General features: G+C 42.1%; 12 protein-coding genes. 3 read left to right on the top strand and 9 right to left on the bottom strand.

Features of this window, described 5'->3' with window-relative positions; genetic code table 11:
- The 3 genes from R7P72_RS06755 to R7P72_RS06745 form a co-directional block, all read right to left on the bottom strand.
- On the bottom strand, positions 1–1,125 hold the full coding sequence (locus R7P72_RS06755; RefSeq protein WP_005377724.1) for an HD-GYP domain-containing protein: 1,125 nt from the start codon (positions 1,123–1,125) through the stop codon (positions 1–3).
- Positions 1,126–1,399: 274 nt separating this feature from the next.
- The gene (locus R7P72_RS06750) at positions 1,400–2,605 is read right to left on the bottom strand and encodes an aromatic amino acid transport family protein (protein WP_005377727.1); all 1,206 of its coding nucleotides are present in this window, start codon (positions 2,603–2,605) and stop codon (positions 1,400–1,402) included.
- 161 nt (positions 2,606–2,766) lie between these two features.
- Positions 2,767–3,960, bottom strand: a complete 1,194-nt coding sequence (locus tag R7P72_RS06745; protein WP_005377729.1) for an iron-containing alcohol dehydrogenase — start codon at positions 3,958–3,960, stop codon at positions 2,767–2,769.
- A gap of 629 nt (positions 3,961–4,589) precedes the next feature.
- On the opposite strand from R7P72_RS06745, the gene R7P72_RS06740 reads away from it, so the two are divergent.
- Entirely contained in the window at positions 4,590–5,855 is a 1,266-nt protein-coding gene (locus R7P72_RS06740; RefSeq protein WP_025766702.1) for an HD domain-containing phosphohydrolase, read from the top strand.
- Positions 5,856–5,909: 54 nt separating this feature from the next.
- Here the strand turns inward: R7P72_RS06740 and R7P72_RS06735 are convergent, their stop codons facing one another.
- Both R7P72_RS06735 and R7P72_RS06730 read right to left on the bottom strand, forming a co-directional pair.
- Complete coding sequence (locus R7P72_RS06735) at positions 5,910–6,512, bottom strand: 2OG-Fe(II) oxygenase (RefSeq protein ID WP_005377733.1); 603 nt, start codon at positions 6,510–6,512, stop codon at positions 5,910–5,912.
- A 160-nt stretch (positions 6,513–6,672) separates the two neighbouring features.
- A complete protein-coding gene (locus tag R7P72_RS06730; RefSeq protein ID WP_318110392.1) occupies positions 6,673–7,443 on the bottom strand; it encodes a TerC family protein in 771 nt (256 codons plus the stop codon).
- Positions 7,444–7,854: 411 nt separating this feature from the next.
- Here R7P72_RS06730 and R7P72_RS06725 point away from each other — a divergent pair, with 411 nt between their 5' ends.
- Complete coding sequence (locus R7P72_RS06725; RefSeq protein WP_005377737.1) at positions 7,855–8,793, top strand: LysR family transcriptional regulator; 939 nt, start codon at positions 7,855–7,857, stop codon at positions 8,791–8,793.
- Between the two features lie 19 nt (positions 8,794–8,812).
- Here the strand turns inward: R7P72_RS06725 and R7P72_RS06720 are convergent, their stop codons facing one another.
- The 4 genes from R7P72_RS06720 to R7P72_RS06705 form a co-directional block, all read right to left on the bottom strand.
- A complete protein-coding gene (locus tag R7P72_RS06720; protein ID WP_054574118.1) occupies positions 8,813–9,694 on the bottom strand; it encodes a YjjW family glycine radical enzyme activase in 882 nt (293 codons plus the stop codon).
- A gap of 22 nt (positions 9,695–9,716) precedes the next feature.
- Positions 9,717–11,258, bottom strand: a complete 1,542-nt coding sequence (locus R7P72_RS06715) for a YjjI family glycine radical enzyme (protein WP_005377740.1) — start codon at positions 11,256–11,258, stop codon at positions 9,717–9,719.
- Between the two features lie 212 nt (positions 11,259–11,470).
- Positions 11,471–12,094, bottom strand: a complete 624-nt coding sequence (locus tag R7P72_RS06710) for a LysE family translocator (RefSeq protein WP_005377741.1) — start codon at positions 12,092–12,094, stop codon at positions 11,471–11,473.
- Positions 12,095–12,296: 202 nt separating this feature from the next.
- The gene (locus tag R7P72_RS06705) at positions 12,297–13,514 is read right to left on the bottom strand and encodes an HD-GYP domain-containing protein (RefSeq protein WP_213907239.1); all 1,218 of its coding nucleotides are present in this window, start codon (positions 13,512–13,514) and stop codon (positions 12,297–12,299) included.
- A gap of 487 nt (positions 13,515–14,001) precedes the next feature.
- Here R7P72_RS06705 and R7P72_RS06700 point away from each other — a divergent pair, with 487 nt between their 5' ends.
- Positions 14,002–15,705, top strand: a complete 1,704-nt coding sequence (locus R7P72_RS06700) for a putative bifunctional diguanylate cyclase/phosphodiesterase (RefSeq protein ID WP_005377743.1) — start codon at positions 14,002–14,004, stop codon at positions 15,703–15,705.
- Positions 15,706–15,730: the final 25 nt, after the last annotated feature.

Raw genomic sequence — 15,730 nt, 5'->3', positions numbered from 1 at the left:
TCACATTAACCCCAAGCCTGTATAGTGCTCGGGATATTTGTGGATGATTTGCTTTATATAACCTTGATGCTCTCGCAGAGCATCAACACATTCTCGAGATAACCATCCCTGATATACCCATTTTTCAAGTTCTAACAATGCGTATGGGATGGACCACGCTTGTCTGTACGGATGGTGCGTCGTCATAAAATCAAAGGCATTCGCGACAGCCGTAATTTGCGCGGCGATTGGTATATCATCATTGGTTAAACCATAAGGATAACCAGTGCCATTTAAGTTTTCGTACTGATAAGTAACCATCTGCAAAAACAAAGTCACACTCGGGTGAACCGGATTTCCGATACGGGCAACCATGCCATCCGCTGAATCGATACAACGCTCAATATGTTGAATCAATATCGCCTCTTGTTCTTGAGAGTAATTTGTTCGGCGGCTAGCAATTTCAACTGGCAGCTGACTATCACCGAGCGCATGGAACTGAGCAAAAATACCAATATCTTCGACCATTTCGTCATTCAGGTGATAACGATCCGCTAACTGCGTTGCGATAATTTGACTGTAGTACTTCATGCGTTTGGTATGCGCGTAATACTCAGGTGAATAGCCTGGCATCATACATTGCATTCGGTTCGCTAGCGTTTCTATCGCATTGACTACTTGAGTTTCTGATTCAACCGCAAATCGAATCATTTCGAAATAAGGTTTAAGACCATTCAGCGCTTCTAAACTAAACGCATCACGTTGAGTGGAGTTCAAAAATACAAAACCAGTAAAAGCTTTATTGTCATAACAAGGAATAGCAGCCGACGACTGATATCCGTGTTTGAGTAAAATTTGAACCCGAGGACAGTGCTTAATATCATGAAGGTCTTCGACGATACGAGGAACCGCGTTTTTAGAGGCAATATTGAGGTGGTGGAGTTTACGGAATGCTGATTCGTGATGGGCTAAACACCAAGTGTCGAACTCACTTTCTGCAAATGATTTGAGCACATCTTGGTCTGGGTGATATTTTGCAAATGACACCCTATCAATACATGGCAAGTGCGCCTGCATCCTGCCTTTTAGCGTTTGCAGTTGCTCGTTAAGCGGTTTTGCAAACGGGTAAAAACTCCGGTGCGCCATGCTTCACCTCCACACCAAAGCAGAGAAACAAGAAAAGCTCATTGTGTTGCAAATTCAATGGTATTTTGAGCGGTTTTCTCCACTTAAATTATCGATATACCACAACTTAAGTGTACGAAATAAAAGCACATTTCTACCAATTTTTTCACCGGATATCTTACGGTAATTTGATCCAGATTAAAAAAGCCAACGAGCGAAACTCGTTGGCCTAACAATACTGATTGATTACGATGGATTCAGTAACTAGAAGTTATTCAAAGAACGTTCTAAACAACTAGCCTAGAGCAGGAAGCACACCCAGCGTAATTAACACCTGAGCGAATACGATGCCAGTGCCAGCGATGCCCGTTATCACTAACGCACCTTGACCACCTGCGACGCGGTACTCCCCAGTAAAATCATCCGATTTACGAACCTTGATCACCATAACCAAAGGCAAAAAGATGGCTAAAATCGCTAAGGCAATCGCTGCATAGCCCAAAGCCATAATAAAGCCTTGAGGATAGAAAAGTGCGAAGCCTAGCGGTGGGGTAAACGTCACTAGTGCCGCAATCAAACGATTAGGCTTATCGTTAGTTCCTTTGATGGTATCACCCAAAAACTCGAATAGACCTAAACTCACACCAAGAAATGACGTTAACAGTGCCAAATCAGCAAATACACCGACAATGTTGCCTAAGTTTGATTGGTGCACCGTCTGCGATAGTTGACCAATAAGCGCGCTCAACCCACCGTTTTCAATAAGAGTACTTTGGCTAACCACACCCAACGTCACGATTTGCCAAAAGATATAAATAACGAGTGGAATCGTCGAACCAATAATAACGGCTTTGCGTAAAGAAGAGGTGTCACCGTCTAAGTAATTCACAATTGCAGGAATACTTCCGTGGAAACCAAACGAAGTAAAGATAACCGGAATCGCCGCTACAACAAGGCCTTGTTCGATTGGCATACTTAACAAGTAAGATTCCGTAACGTTTGGAGCAAGAAAAGAAAGCACCGCAACCATCGCAATGAGCTTCATCGCGAACAGAACTCGGTTTACTTTATCGACCGTACCGGTACCCACTGTCACAACTAAAGTCACAATCAAGGTAAAGATTATCGTTGATGTAGGCCCTGAAATATCGAGGTCAAACCATTGTGCAAGGCGGTCTCCGAACTGAGCACCACCGCCAGCGATATACGCTGCACATAATGAGTAGAAAAGAAACAACATCGCAAAACTTGCCACCCACTTGCCTTTTTGACCTAGGATCTGTTTCGCCAAAGTATGAAGTGTAGCACTACTCTCCGCATGTTGATGAAGCTCAAGCATAAGCAAGGCAGTGAAAGCCATCAGAGCCCATAAGCCTAGCATGATGATAATAGAAGTTGAAAAACCAATGCCGGCAGAGGCAAGTGGAAGCGCTAGCATACCAGCGCCTATTGTAGTGCCCGCAATAATTAGCGTACTACCGAATACTTTAGAACGACTCATTGTATATTAATCTTTACACTTTATTATAAATTATCAGTATTAGATCGGGCAACGGCGGACCGAAACCAACACCATATTTGTATTGCCGTCGATATTGTAGGATCTTTAGCAGAAGATCAAGCAAAGTGTAAGGATAAAAAACCACACATGTAAACTATAATTTACGCCTTGCTGATATTTAACAATAACTGTGTGCATTCTTCCCTGTTCATGAACTTGGGAACAGGGTAATTCCAGTGCGCCTCTTTCAGAATTAAATCAACAAGCGCATCAGCATCTTCACGTTGAATGAGCGCACTGGTTTGCTCAATATCAATAGTTGAAAACAAGGACTCCAGATTCGCCAAAAAATGCTGAGCACTTGCGTTACCTAACTGCCCCTCGGCCGTCAACTCATCGAGCTTTCTTAGTTGAGGCTCAATCTCTGATAATGAAAAGCGCAGCACAGGCAACAAGGCTAATCCGTTTGCCATACCATGAGGTATTCCATATCTCGCACCGAATGTGTGAGCAAAGGCATGAACATAACCCAAACTCGCTTTGGTAAATGCTAAACCCGCGTAATAGGATGCCATAGCCATTTTATGACGAGCTTCGACATCATCCCCTTGCATCACAGCCCTAGGAAGATATTTAAAAATGAGTTTAATAGCGGCAACCGAATAAGCCATCGTTTCTTGAGTAGCGTTTTTCGATACATAGGCCTCAATAGCGTGGGTTAATGCATCAACGCCAGTATCAGCCGTGATCTTAGGAGGTAAACCAATCATTAAATTCGCATCTAAAGCTGCCATTAGTGGCACCAACTTTGGATCCATTAAAGGGGTTTTAATGTGTGAGGAGGGATCTGACACGACCGCAGCGATAGTAACTTCACTTCCGGTTCCAGCCGTTGTTGGAATAGCAAAAAGCGGCGCTGGCATTCGCCATACCTTCAATAGTCCAGCTAATTTTTTTATTGGCCGTTTATTGGTAACTTTCGCAGCGATGACTTTTGCACAATCCATTGCAGAGCCGCCACCCAAAGCTAATATGCCCTCACAATGAAAACGATGATAAGCCTCTAGACCGCTCTCTACCTGATCATAGGTAGGATCGGGCTTAACTTGCGAGAAAACATCTAACTGTAAATCGAGTTGTGCTGCAGCCTCAAGCACCTTATCTACAATACCGACTTGGACTAACCCTTCGTCGGTAACTAACAAAACGCGTTTAAATCCCAGCTCGGTCATCGATTCTAATAGCTCATTCATCGAACCAGGGCCGGAAAACAAGGTTGGTCTCGGCATAGGAAGGATAAGGGCTGCTATTTTTAACCCTGCGGTGTAAGTCCGATATAAACGATGCTTCAACATACGAAATCCTTTTCATTTAGAGCTATAATTCTAGCTACTTTTACTACCTATGCTTACTTTGCAATCACACATTTTCAATAAACTTATCTCACTAAAAGGGCTAGCATCGCTGGGAAACCGTACCATTTTATTATCTTCCCTCAACGACATGAGCTACAGAGAAAATGTTTTCAACGACGCTCTATTGTCATGTAGTTAACAAGCTGCTTTCCCTATTACTCTGTTAGTTACAGAGCAAGCCTCGAAGAAGTCTTCTTATTTTTTGCCTTCAAAAGCAACAATATGAATTCTGTTAATCAGACATCAATACCGTGTGTCTCTGGTTGAGCCCGAACACGATCTACAAAAATAAAAATAAGAATGCGTTACATCATGATTTATTGTCGTTTTCAAATAAGTCAACAAGAGCAACAATAATCTTTCAAAACTTATACTTAGTTCAAATATCTGACTCTTAACCATGAGCTTCAGGTGATATTATTATGCAACTAGGATTATTATCCCGCCCATAATCAAAACTATGTCTAAACGCCCACCTTTTTGGGGTCTATTCGCTGTCGTACCCAATTTTTCCTATCACCTTCTGATTTGGGTTTAGCGTGGGCTAATTAGCAATGTCGGTATAAACCATGAATCATTCTTGCCATTCCCATACGGACATGGGCTTTGAAGTCGATCTGAAACAAGCACTTATCTGGGTTGCTCGAGCACTCGACTATGTCGGTGTTGATGATACGCACCATAGCCATCGTGTCGCTTACATCGCTTACCAATGTGCTCGGGTCATGAACTGGGAACCAGAAAAAGCGGAGTTTTGCTACTTCGCAGGGATGATCCACGATTGTGGGGTCTCCGAAACACAAGAACATAAAATGTTACTTGAGGAGTTGGTGCCACAAGATGTAAAAACACATTGCTTAAGAGGATACCGAAGCCTCAAGCAGTGTCGTTTGTTGCGTCAGTTTGCTACACCTGTTCTTTACCACCATACACATTGGAGTGAATTAAAATATCTTGATTTACCGCCTTTTGAAAAAGAGGTCGCTGCCCTACTCTATTTAGCCGATCGTCTCGATTTTATGCGTTCCAAATACGTCATGAACTGCCACTGTGACATTGTCACACTTCATGAAGAGCTAATTGCAGAATGCATCATGGCAAACGCTGGAACTTTGTTTAATCCAGACATGGCTAAGGCAATGGTTAAGCTCGTTATGACCGACGCATTTTGGTTCGCGATGGAGTCTGAAAATATAGAAACCATCGGATTAAACTTTAAAAGCATTGATTGGCTTCAAAAACAGCTCACCATCCAAGATATGAATAGTTTGGGAATGTTTATCGCTCGAATTGTTGACGCAAAAAGCCCATTTACTTATCAACATTCGCAAAAAGTGGCGGAGTTATCTCGGTATCTAGCCATCAAGCTTGGGTTTTGTGAGCACGACCAAGAGATGTTATTTATTGCTGGGTTGGTGCATGATATCGGAAAGTTAAAAACACCAGATGAGATTCTTCATAAAGAAGGCTCTCTTAATAAACAAGAGTATACGCGTATTAAACGCCATACAATTGATACTCAGCTCGCATTACACAAAGTGTTTCCCAACGCTAAAATAGCGGAGTGGGCCTCTAATCATCACGAGCGTTTGGACGGTTCTGGCTATCCTTATCATAAAACAGGAGACGAACTCGATGTACCATCGCGTATTGTCGCGGTTGCCGATGTTTTTCAAGCTCTGTCTCAGGACCGGCCCTACCGAGGACGAATGGCTCAAGCACAAATCGCCGCGATTATGGGTGAGCAAGTCGCTAAACAAGAACTTTGTTCTGACGTCTATGCAGTGCTAGAGCGAAACATGACCGAGTGTTACGAGCTATCAACTAATGTTTAATCGATAAAGGGCGTATCTACGCCCTTTGCTGATTTTATGCTGGTTGCAAACCAATCATTTTGCAATATCAAGTACATTGTCTCGCACACCATTGATTCTGAACCAACCTGCAATACTGAAACGCTCAGCATTGGTCGGTAAAACCTCATGCGGGAATTGCTCAGATAAGAATAAAAGTAAGCGTCCCGATTGAGGAGGGATGGTTGCTATCTTATTATCATTTAGATCGTAAACCACCAATTCACCTGCATCCTTTTCCGTCCAAGATTCGTTCATGTAAAAAACGGTTGTCAATCGACGGTTTTCATTGCCCTTAAAACAATCTAGATGCTTTTGGTAGAAATCCCCTTCCTCGTACTTGGCAAAGTGAGCTTCATACTCAAAAAGCCCCAGAAACAAGTGACGGTTCACTTCTTGGCGTATTTCTTCCATCTTATCTAAGTAAGAAGTAACCGCGTGCCCCATATTGGGCGATAACCATTGAATTTTGTCACTTCGAATTGACTCAATACGAGTCACATCGTCATTACGACCAATACGCGCTTTTTTCCAGTTACTTGGAATGCAGTCTCGTAATTGAGCCACTTCTTGTTCAGAAAGAAAATCATCCCAGATGTAGTAGCCATGGGTTGCTAACGCATCGATCATTTTATCCATTATTGTCGTTCACTCATATTAGTTGGGCGGTCTATATAAAAAATCTTCAACCTCACAACAAATGCGATTTTTTGTCGAAACGACAACAAAATAAAAAGAGAGTAAAAATAGGTGATGACGAATATAAAAATGCCGCTCATATGAGCGGCAATATCTTTTATTATTGACGAGCTTCTAATCTGGTTGGATGAACTCGCAACGGACTAAGACGTTTAATAGTCGGGCGTTGTTTGTTTTTTAACTGGATATGACAAAGTTCCAGAATTAAGCCGAATGCCATCGCAAAATACACATAACCTTTGTTGATATGAATTTCGAAGCCTTCTGCCATCAATAAACCACCTAACAAAACGAGGAATAACAAAGCAAGTGTCTTAAAACCAGGGTAACACGACACCAGGTTATTGATTTTTTCTGCTGTCATGACCATCACGATAGCAGAAGAAACAATCGCTGCGACCATAAGTGGGACATCACTTGTCAAACCAACGGCGGTTATCACCGAGTCCATCGAGAATACAGCATCCACGGCAACAATCTGCAACAGAGCTACCGCTAAACCAGTACGGGCGTGAGTTGAGTGAGCAGACTCGTTGTGATTTAACCAACTCCACAACTCTTTCAGGCTTTTAGCCAAGAGGAATGCACCACCCGCAATCATGATGACGTCTCTTCCGGTAAACGCTTGGTTCGCCAAAGAAAATAGCGGTTGAGTCAATTGCATGATCCAAGAGATTGAAAACACTAAACCAATACGAGCAATAACAGCAAGACCAATACCAAGGTTTCTTGCCAGTTTACGTTGGTGCAGCGGCAGTCTTTCACATAAGACAGAGATAAAAACGACGTTATCAACGCCTAAGACAACTTCAAGCGCAAACAAAGTGGCGAAAATAGCCCAAGCTTCTGGTTGCATAAAAAGTTCTAGCATGAGCATGTCTCCAATAATAAGAAGACATATGGTGAAGGGTTTTGTCGACTAAAGGGGTCGTCCATTAATTATTTATACCTTTGTTACTGAGGGAGCATGAGTAAATCACCAAACAATCAACAAAACAATATCTATTTTAATTAACAAGGAACAAGTTTAATTCGTGTACAAATCAATCAACTCCTCCAAATTGATTAAAATTACATAGAAGCTTTAGAATTGAATAAATGAAAGCATTAAAGTCCAACAAAAATAAGATAAATTTCTAGACTTATAAGCACCATCAATCCTTATGCAACCCATTAAATGCATTGAGCTCAAAGAGAAACAGGCGTATTTCCGAGATAAACAATAGTAAAAATTTGTTTCATGCTGATATACTGCCAAAAATCATAAGAAACCATGCTATTTATGGACTACATTGCTCTTTCGCGTATAAGCCTTAAACATCTAACTGTTTTACATATGTTGTTAACCACTCACAGCGTCACACTTGCGGCAGAACGCTTGTGTGTAACACCATCGAGCGTCAGTAAAACGCTCGGACAGTTGCGCGAAACGCTAAAGGATGACCTTTTTTACCGTGATGGCACTCGCTTAGTGCCGACAGCATTTGCGCTGCATATAGGCCCGTCAATCCATGGCATACTCTCCAGTATGAATGGGTTATTACATCAAGGCTCTTTTAATCCGGCTTACTATCAAGGTAGTTTTTCATTAGCAATGCGTGAAAGTTCGTTTGAGCTCTTTGCGCCAGTTCTACAGCACTTGTCCCAACAACTGAGCAATCACGCGCACTTGAATGTCCATGCGAAAGAAGAAATGAGCTTCGATGCATTAGCAAGAGGTCAAGTAGATTTTTTGTTGCTTCCTCACGATCTCAGCCAACCACCCACACAAAATAAAGACTTGGTCTGGAAAACCATTTTGAAAGACGAAATGGTTTGCTTAATGAGAGCATCGAACCCACTCGCTGAGCAACCCTTATCTGTTGAAAGTTACCTTTGTGCAAGACACATCGGTATTCATGATAAAGATCTGTCACAACCTTATTTTGAGCAAAATCTCACCCAAAGGCATTCAAAACGAAACTTGGCCATGCGTGTAGCCGACTTTGGTTCAGCTGCGGTGATGTGTCAGCACTCGGATTACTTGTTCACATGCTCCAAGCTTTGGGCAAGAGCGGCAATGCAAGCAAAAGGTTTGGTTGAGCAAGCTCTTCCATTCGATTACGGGCAAGTAGCCTACAGCCTCGTTTGGAACAAAGCGAGCTTAAACGATCCCGCTTTAAAATGGTTACAGCAACAATTACTCGACGCTTGCGCCATGTTAGATGCCTGTGATGCGTAAGCATAGATAAACAACGGTACTACGTGAGTACTGTCGGCACTGTGATAGGGTTACTCACGTAGCATCGAAGCTCTGATTTTAAGCGTTTGATATCATGATGAGAGCACATATCCCAAGTTAACGCCTCCCCCACTACTCCATGATGCTGAAAGGCATTTAAACGGATAAGCACCGATTCAGGAAGAGTACTCAAGTAACGTCCAATTGCTACGATTTCTATATCTAAATCACTTTTTTGGGGAATATGCAGTAAGCGGACCTCGTACAATTTTTCGTGTTCAACTAGGTATTGAAGGGTTTTAAATACACGATGATTATCACGCCCAGTTAGCCACTGATGCGTCTCCGTCTGCCACGCTTTCAAATCGATCATTGCGCCATCCAGAAAAGGTAGAATACGCTGCCAACCAGCAACCGCTAAAGAGCCGTTACTGTCGATGAAACAAGAGAGGTGCCGTAATTCAGGATCTTGTTTTATCCCTTTAAACAGCTCAATAATGAAAGGAAGTTGTAAGGTAGATTCCCCACCGGATACTGTAACACCACTGATGAAAAAGCGATGTTTGCGTATCAAATCGAGCATTGTTACTACAGAGTAGTCAGTAATTTTTGGATTAGATTGGTTCTGACATATCTCTATACAATGATCGCAGTGGGTGCACTCCTCTTTAAGCCAAACAACGTTGTTGTTTTCGTCGAACTTCAATGCGCCTGCTGAACATTCACTCACACACTCACCACAATGATTACAATGGTTTATCGTGTGAGGATTGTGGCAGTTCAAACACTGATAGTTACAACCCTGTAGAAAGATGACTAGACGATTTCCTGGCCCATCAACACAAGAGAAAGGAAGGATACGAGTGACTTTTGCCAAAAGGCTTCCACTTCGTCTAGACATCTTGTTCTTTCCTAAACCGAACTTATGCCTGCGTGTAAGTCGGTGTTACTTCATGACTCACCACACGTGGTGAGCGTTCTAAAATTTTGGTATTTTTTGCTGCTTCTGCACCTAGAAACGTCGTGTTGGTTCTCGAACCTTCTTCATCATATTTCGCGACGTCTGAAAGTTTGATCATGTAGCCTGTCACGCGAATTAAGTCATTTGAAGTGACATTCGCGGTAAACTCACGATAACCAGCATTTAGTGCCCCTTTACATAAATTGAACATCGCTTCTGGGTTAGATTTCACCGTTTCATCAATCGTCAAAATATCGCTGATACCCGCACGATAATGCTGATGATGCTTCGCCGTTGCTTGTACATAAGTGACAGGGTCTAGCTCTGCACCATAAGGCAGACGTACACCTGGCGTAACATCATGATCTAAGCTAATGCCGCCTTGTGCATGTAAGAGCGCTTTGCCATCTAAACCATATTTCACCGGGGTTGAGTCCACCAGTTTAGCCAGTGTTGCTGAAACATCATGAGCAAAAGTATTTGCTCGATCATTTTTTCCGTATCGCCCTATTTGCCCTTCTTTTTCAAATAGAAGGTTTACCGCTTCGGCCATGCCGTAAACGCCATACATTGGCGCGAAATAGGACTCTTTTATCAACCCTTCTTGCGTCAAAAAGCCTTGAAAGAAGTTCGATTTTTCATGCAAGTGCGTGCTTCTTGCGTTTATGAGCTCGACCATTAATCGATGGTAAGAAGGCAACGCATTTAAGAAGTCGTTACAGTCTGATGCTCGTTTTGCAACTTCTTTTAAATTCATTCGCACCAATGTGTTCGAGCCACCTGCTAATGGAAGCGAGTTGTAGCAACTTACAATACCAAAGCGTGAGCCGTTGTAGGCTTTCGCGTGCATTGGGTAATTGGCGATATGCGGTTTACTGCATTCACAAATGTTCTGTGTCGCTTGACGAAGTAAATCATCAGGTGTAACTGTCTCGTCGTACATAAAGGTGAGATTCGGTGCGATCTGCTTGAGCTCCGCATCTACTTTTAAAACAGTGCGACAAATAATGTTGTCTGTCGGTCCGACATTCACATGCATAAACGCATCTGGCAATGTGCGATCCAGCATGATCCAAAAATGTTTTAACTTTTTGTAAATCTGGCTCTCTGTTAGGTCGCCTATGTAAGGCAACAAGACATCATCTAACTGGCCTAAGTAAACCGGAATGTTCGTTACCGAAGGAACATGATGGTAAATGATGGTCAGCATGTTCAACGCATCATCGAAATCATCAGCCGGAGACAACTCTAAATAGTCTGAGCCTTGCGATAGAAATTTAGCGTAATCAGGCAACACATAGCGAGGTTTAAACGGTGCATGACCTTCAAACATATCGCAGATGATGCCTTCATCCATTGCTTGTCTCAGTGATGGAGATACGGTCATGTAAGGAATGCACGCTTCCGCTTCTAAAGCTAAAAAACTCGACTTCTGTTTTGGAGAAAGACGGACGTCGGTCGCGATATCTAGAAAACGTTGTTGTAGTTTAGAAAGGCTTGTCATCTAAGATATTCCTACAAAGTAACCACAAGCCCACAAGACAAAATACGAGCTCTACCCCTAAAGAGTAACGTGATTTTACTCCTGCTTGGCTGTTGCCACTAATGAAAATAAACAAAACGTCTATTTCCATTCTGGAAATAAGACAAAGCTAAATTAGCGCATTCCAACTTACTATATGGGAAAACCTAACTGCGTACCGAAGTCTGTCTTATTTATCGGTTTGCCGTCGACAACATCACGCCAGCACCAATAAATACTCCACCAGTCAAACGATTGAACAACTTCGCTCTTCCAGCGACAAACAACCAATCAGAGGCTTTTACCCCTAACAATGCATAAAATGTTAGCCAGCTAAGCTCAAAAACCACAAATGTAGACGCGAAAATCGCGTATTGAGCCAGTAGCGGTGCGGAAGGTTCAATGAATTGAGGAAACAAAGCGGTGAAAAAGACTATCGCTTTGGGGTTACTAGCGCCAACAATGAAACCACTAGTGAACGCGCTGAACGCTGTCGCGGAACTTTGAGTCGTTGCCGTTTTATTAAAATCTGTCTGAGATGAGCGCAACGCTTGAATACCTAACCAGATTAAATAAGCGGCACCACACCATTTGATAATATTAAAAACTAACTCAGATGAAGCAATGACAACTCCCAGCCCGGTAAATGAGAGCGTAAGGATGATCGTAATCGCAGACAAACTGCCAAGTGCAGTCATGAAAGCAATACGAAACCCACTACTCACTCCTTTACTTAAACACAACAGTGAGCTTGGTCCTGGTGAAGCTGTGAGCACGAGAATGGCAAGAGTGTAAAAAATCCATGTATCTATTTGCATTGGCATCCCTTCCAGCAAAATGAGGTTTATAGCCCATTGTGTATAGAACTATTTTATCGCCCGGTTTCTATCCATGAAGCCGAGGTCTTAATAACCATCTTGCATCTAAATAACTTAGAAAAAATTAATAGATAGTTATGCAAATAAAATACGATCTACATGCAAGGATGTAAAGCCTGTTGTATAAGCTTATCTATTTCTCTTAATCATAAAAAGGCTTAGGATCGATCTCTAACGATGAAGGCGCTATCGCTCTTTCAATTTTGTACGCACTCGTTTTTAAGTCCACCATCGTGACATCAATGTATCGTTTATACTTGCGGGAGTAGAAACATTTCACTTCTGGCTTTAATGCTTGAGATTCATTTGAAGACCAAACAATACCAACACGCCCATCGTTCAACTCAACAATGGAGCCTACGGGGTACATCCCAATGCAATTAATGAATTTGTAAACTAAGTCGGCGTCTAAATGAAATGGCGTTAGACTCAACAAGATTTTAAACGCTTCCGCAGAACTCATGCCTTTTTTGTAACAGCGATCAGCCGTTAGCGCATCGTAGATATCTACAATACAGCTCATACGGCCGTGAATTGGAATCTCATCCCCCTTCAAGCCTCTAGGATAACCATTGCCATCTAACTTCTCGTGGTGCATCAAACAAACATCACGGCTTACGTCACTAAGTCCTTTTACGTGAAGGATTATCTCACCTGCGAACACTTGATGTAGCTTCATATGTTCAAATTCTTCAGGCGTTAGCTTCGCTGGCTTGTGCAAGATCTTATCATCGACTTTAATTTTACCTACATCATGAATAATGCCACCTACAGCAAGCTGTTTTAGCGTTGGCTTATCCAAGCCCAAGTACTTACCGAATGACACTAAAAGACAAGCGACATTGACGGAGTGTTCCAATAAGTAAGAGTCTTTTTTTCGGAGTGCAGAGACACACTGCAACGCATCTGAGTCAATCAAAACACTTTCAATGACATCGTCAGCCCAAGCTTCTACTTCATCAACTTCTATGATTTTTCCTTCAAAAGTTTGATTCAATAGTTTTTGCGCCAAATCTTTTGCTTCGGCGATCAGCTTTTTGGCTCGCTTGTGTTGGATGTCTCTCGAACGATAAGTTCGTTGACCCCTCTTAAAATCTGAGTGTTTCTGCTCTCGCGTCTCTTTAGTGGCATCAGTTGATTCATCTACAGGCTTGAAGACACACTGCTGCGAAGATAATGTTTGATCTACCCAAACATACTTTACGCCACTTGTAGCAAGATTCTTAATGCCTTCAGGGCTAGATATCCGCCCTGCATTGGCTAAATTGACGCGCTTGTTGTGCTCTATCGCGGTAACAAACATACCAACGCCGATATCAGCGAGCGCAATTTTGATTGAATTTTTCGGATCGTACTGCATATAAAGAAGGCTTACTCGATATTAACGTCCGCATTATAAGAGATTTGATTACTTGGCGTGATAATAAATTTGAATTGATTACAATTAATGAGCATCCTGTCAATTAATAATCGGTCGCGCTCATTAAGTCCTTTTTGTTATTATGGTTTTATCCAAGATAACATATATACAAATGACGTTAGAAAACAACACATTGATACCGACACAACTGAAAATAACTTTAGGATAATTATTCATAAATATTTATAGATTGCGGACGGCATCAATAACTGTATTTTATAAATGATTTTTACTGTTGACTATTTTTTATAAATGTCGATGATTAGCCGCCTAATCTTAGTATGTTATTAACCTAGTAGCGCATAAAATGATAGCCAAACAATTTGAACTGACACTTTTGTGATTGTAATGTACGCCAGCAGATCAACTCTATGTTATCAACCCCAACACTCATCTCTGATGCTAAAAGGCTCGAGGAGGAAATATCTTGACCACCATATTTGACCAACAAGTCTCAGATAGTGACCGAGAGTTCCTAAAAATCGTCGAAGAACGATTCATTCATATCTTCGATGTATTTAACGAAGGCCTCTTTTACATGGATGAGTTTGGCACCATGGTATTTTATAACAAGGGCTTTTATGAGCAGCTTGGTATCAACGCTGGTCGAATCAGCTTAGAGCAATGGTTAGACCTTGTTCACCCTCTCGATCGAGAAAGACTCTCCACTCGGGTCGATGCTCACATCATTACCAACAACACGAGGGTCACAACGACCTACCGCGTGCGTAAACCCAATGGACAGTACGTCTGGATTGAAGGCGTAGCCATGACCAAAGAAACAGAACATGGTCATTATATGGTTGGTAGCCACCGTGATATTTCTGAACGCAAGCTGATGGAAAGCTACATTCATCAAGTCGCATTTCATGACAATGCGTCAGGTATGGCTAATCGCGCCCATCTCTTGCTGGATATTGAAGATAGTGTGCGAGCCACTGATTCTTGTGCATCTATCTGTTACATTCAGATAGAAGAGATTAAATCTTACTTAAATCAATATGGCAGCGAGTTGGTCGATGGGTTAGTGGAAAAATTGCTACAAACTCTCAGTCACCTACCTTCTCCAAATAGTTCTGTATATCGCGTACATGATGATGACTTTGCGATTTTGATTCACGATGAATGCTCGGTAGAAACGCTGCAAAGTTACGCCGAAAGTTTAAAGGAAACCTACCACGAGGCAGTGATTGAAGAGGGCCAATACTTAGGAAGTAACATTAGTATTGGTTTGTATCCTTGCATAGATCCAAGTCACTCAGCAGAGGAAATATTACGTAAAGCAGCACGAACTTGTCAGTACGCAAGCGAGCAGAATAAAGACCGTGTTGCGGTTTACAGTGAGAAAACTCAGCATGCCGTAGACCGTTATTTCTTTATTGAGCAAGGTCTAAAAAGTGCACTTGAAAAACAGACATTAAGCGTTAAGTTTCAGCCAATTATTGACGCCAAAAGCTCTAAAGTAGTGAGCTTCGAATCTCTGGTTCGCTGGCGTAGCAAAGAGTTTGGCGAAATTTATCCAGACGAATTCATCCCCGTCGCAGAGAACAAAGGTTTGATTGTCGAACTCGGATATCAAGTCTTTGCCAAAGCGTGTGAATTTATCAAAAACTACCGTGAGCGTTACCAAAACCAAGTTCGTGTAAACGTGAATGTTTCTGTACTTCAGTTAATGAATAGTGAATTCCCTGCGCGAATTAAAGCCATGGCGGATGAGGTTGGTGTCGATCCTGAGTCTATTGTATTGGAACTAACAGAAACGTTTATTTTGGATAATAATCAGACAGCCATTGCCCCTCTGAATACCCTCAGGGAACTAGGATTTGCACTCTCTCTGGATGACTTTGGATCTGGTTACAGTTCATTAAATAGCTTCTTCGACCTCCCGATGACACAAATCAAAATTGATAGGTCGATGGCGTGGAAAACACTAACCAACCGCTCTTCACAAGAATATCTGAAGTTTCTTATCACTATGTGCCAGGAAAATAATATTGAAGTAGTGATTGAGGGAATTGAAGACGCCAAAATGTGTGAATTTTTTACCGAAATGGGCGTCGATTATCTGCAAGGTTATTGGTTCTCTAAGCCACTTTCTGTTGCCAGTGCAAGCCGCTATTCGTTAAGTTAAGCCATACTAGAGCAATATTCCGCAC

It is taken from the genome of Vibrio sp. Vb0888 (assembly GCF_033338835.1).
GTDB classification, from domain to species: Bacteria; Pseudomonadota; Gammaproteobacteria; order Enterobacterales; family Vibrionaceae; genus Vibrio; species Vibrio alginolyticus.
Note: the sequence above shows the minus strand (reverse complement) of the source record. Positions and strands in the feature narration are given on the sequence as shown.

Excerpts from the sequence above, each read along its gene's own strand:
- R7P72_RS06745 (WP_005377729.1), bottom strand. The coding sequence starts at position 3,960 with ATGTTGAAGCATCGTTTATATCGGACTTACACCGCAGGGTTAAAAATA.
- R7P72_RS06740 (WP_025766702.1), top strand. The coding sequence starts at position 4,590 with ATGAATCATTCTTGCCATTCCCATACGGACATGGGCTTTGAAGTCGAT.
- R7P72_RS06750 (WP_005377727.1), bottom strand. The coding sequence starts at position 2,605 with ATGAGTCGTTCTAAAGTATTCGGTAGTACGCTAATTATTGCGGGCACT.
- R7P72_RS06715 (WP_005377740.1), bottom strand. The coding sequence starts at position 11,258 with ATGACAAGCCTTTCTAAACTACAACAACGTTTTCTAGATATCGCGACC.
- R7P72_RS06720 (WP_054574118.1), bottom strand. The coding sequence starts at position 9,694 with ATGTCTAGACGAAGTGGAAGCCTTTTGGCAAAAGTCACTCGTATCCTT.
- R7P72_RS06755 (WP_005377724.1), bottom strand. The coding sequence starts at position 1,125 with ATGGCGCACCGGAGTTTTTACCCGTTTGCAAAACCGCTTAACGAGCAA.
- R7P72_RS06730 (WP_318110392.1), bottom strand. The coding sequence starts at position 7,443 with ATGCTAGAACTTTTTATGCAACCAGAAGCTTGGGCTATTTTCGCCACT.
- R7P72_RS06705 (WP_213907239.1), bottom strand. The coding sequence starts at position 13,514 with ATGCAGTACGATCCGAAAAATTCAATCAAAATTGCGCTCGCTGATATC.
- R7P72_RS06710 (WP_005377741.1), bottom strand. The coding sequence starts at position 12,094 with ATGCAAATAGATACATGGATTTTTTACACTCTTGCCATTCTCGTGCTC.
- R7P72_RS06735 (WP_005377733.1), bottom strand. The coding sequence starts at position 6,512 with ATGGATAAAATGATCGATGCGTTAGCAACCCATGGCTACTACATCTGG.
- R7P72_RS06725 (WP_005377737.1), top strand. The coding sequence starts at position 7,855 with ATGGACTACATTGCTCTTTCGCGTATAAGCCTTAAACATCTAACTGTT.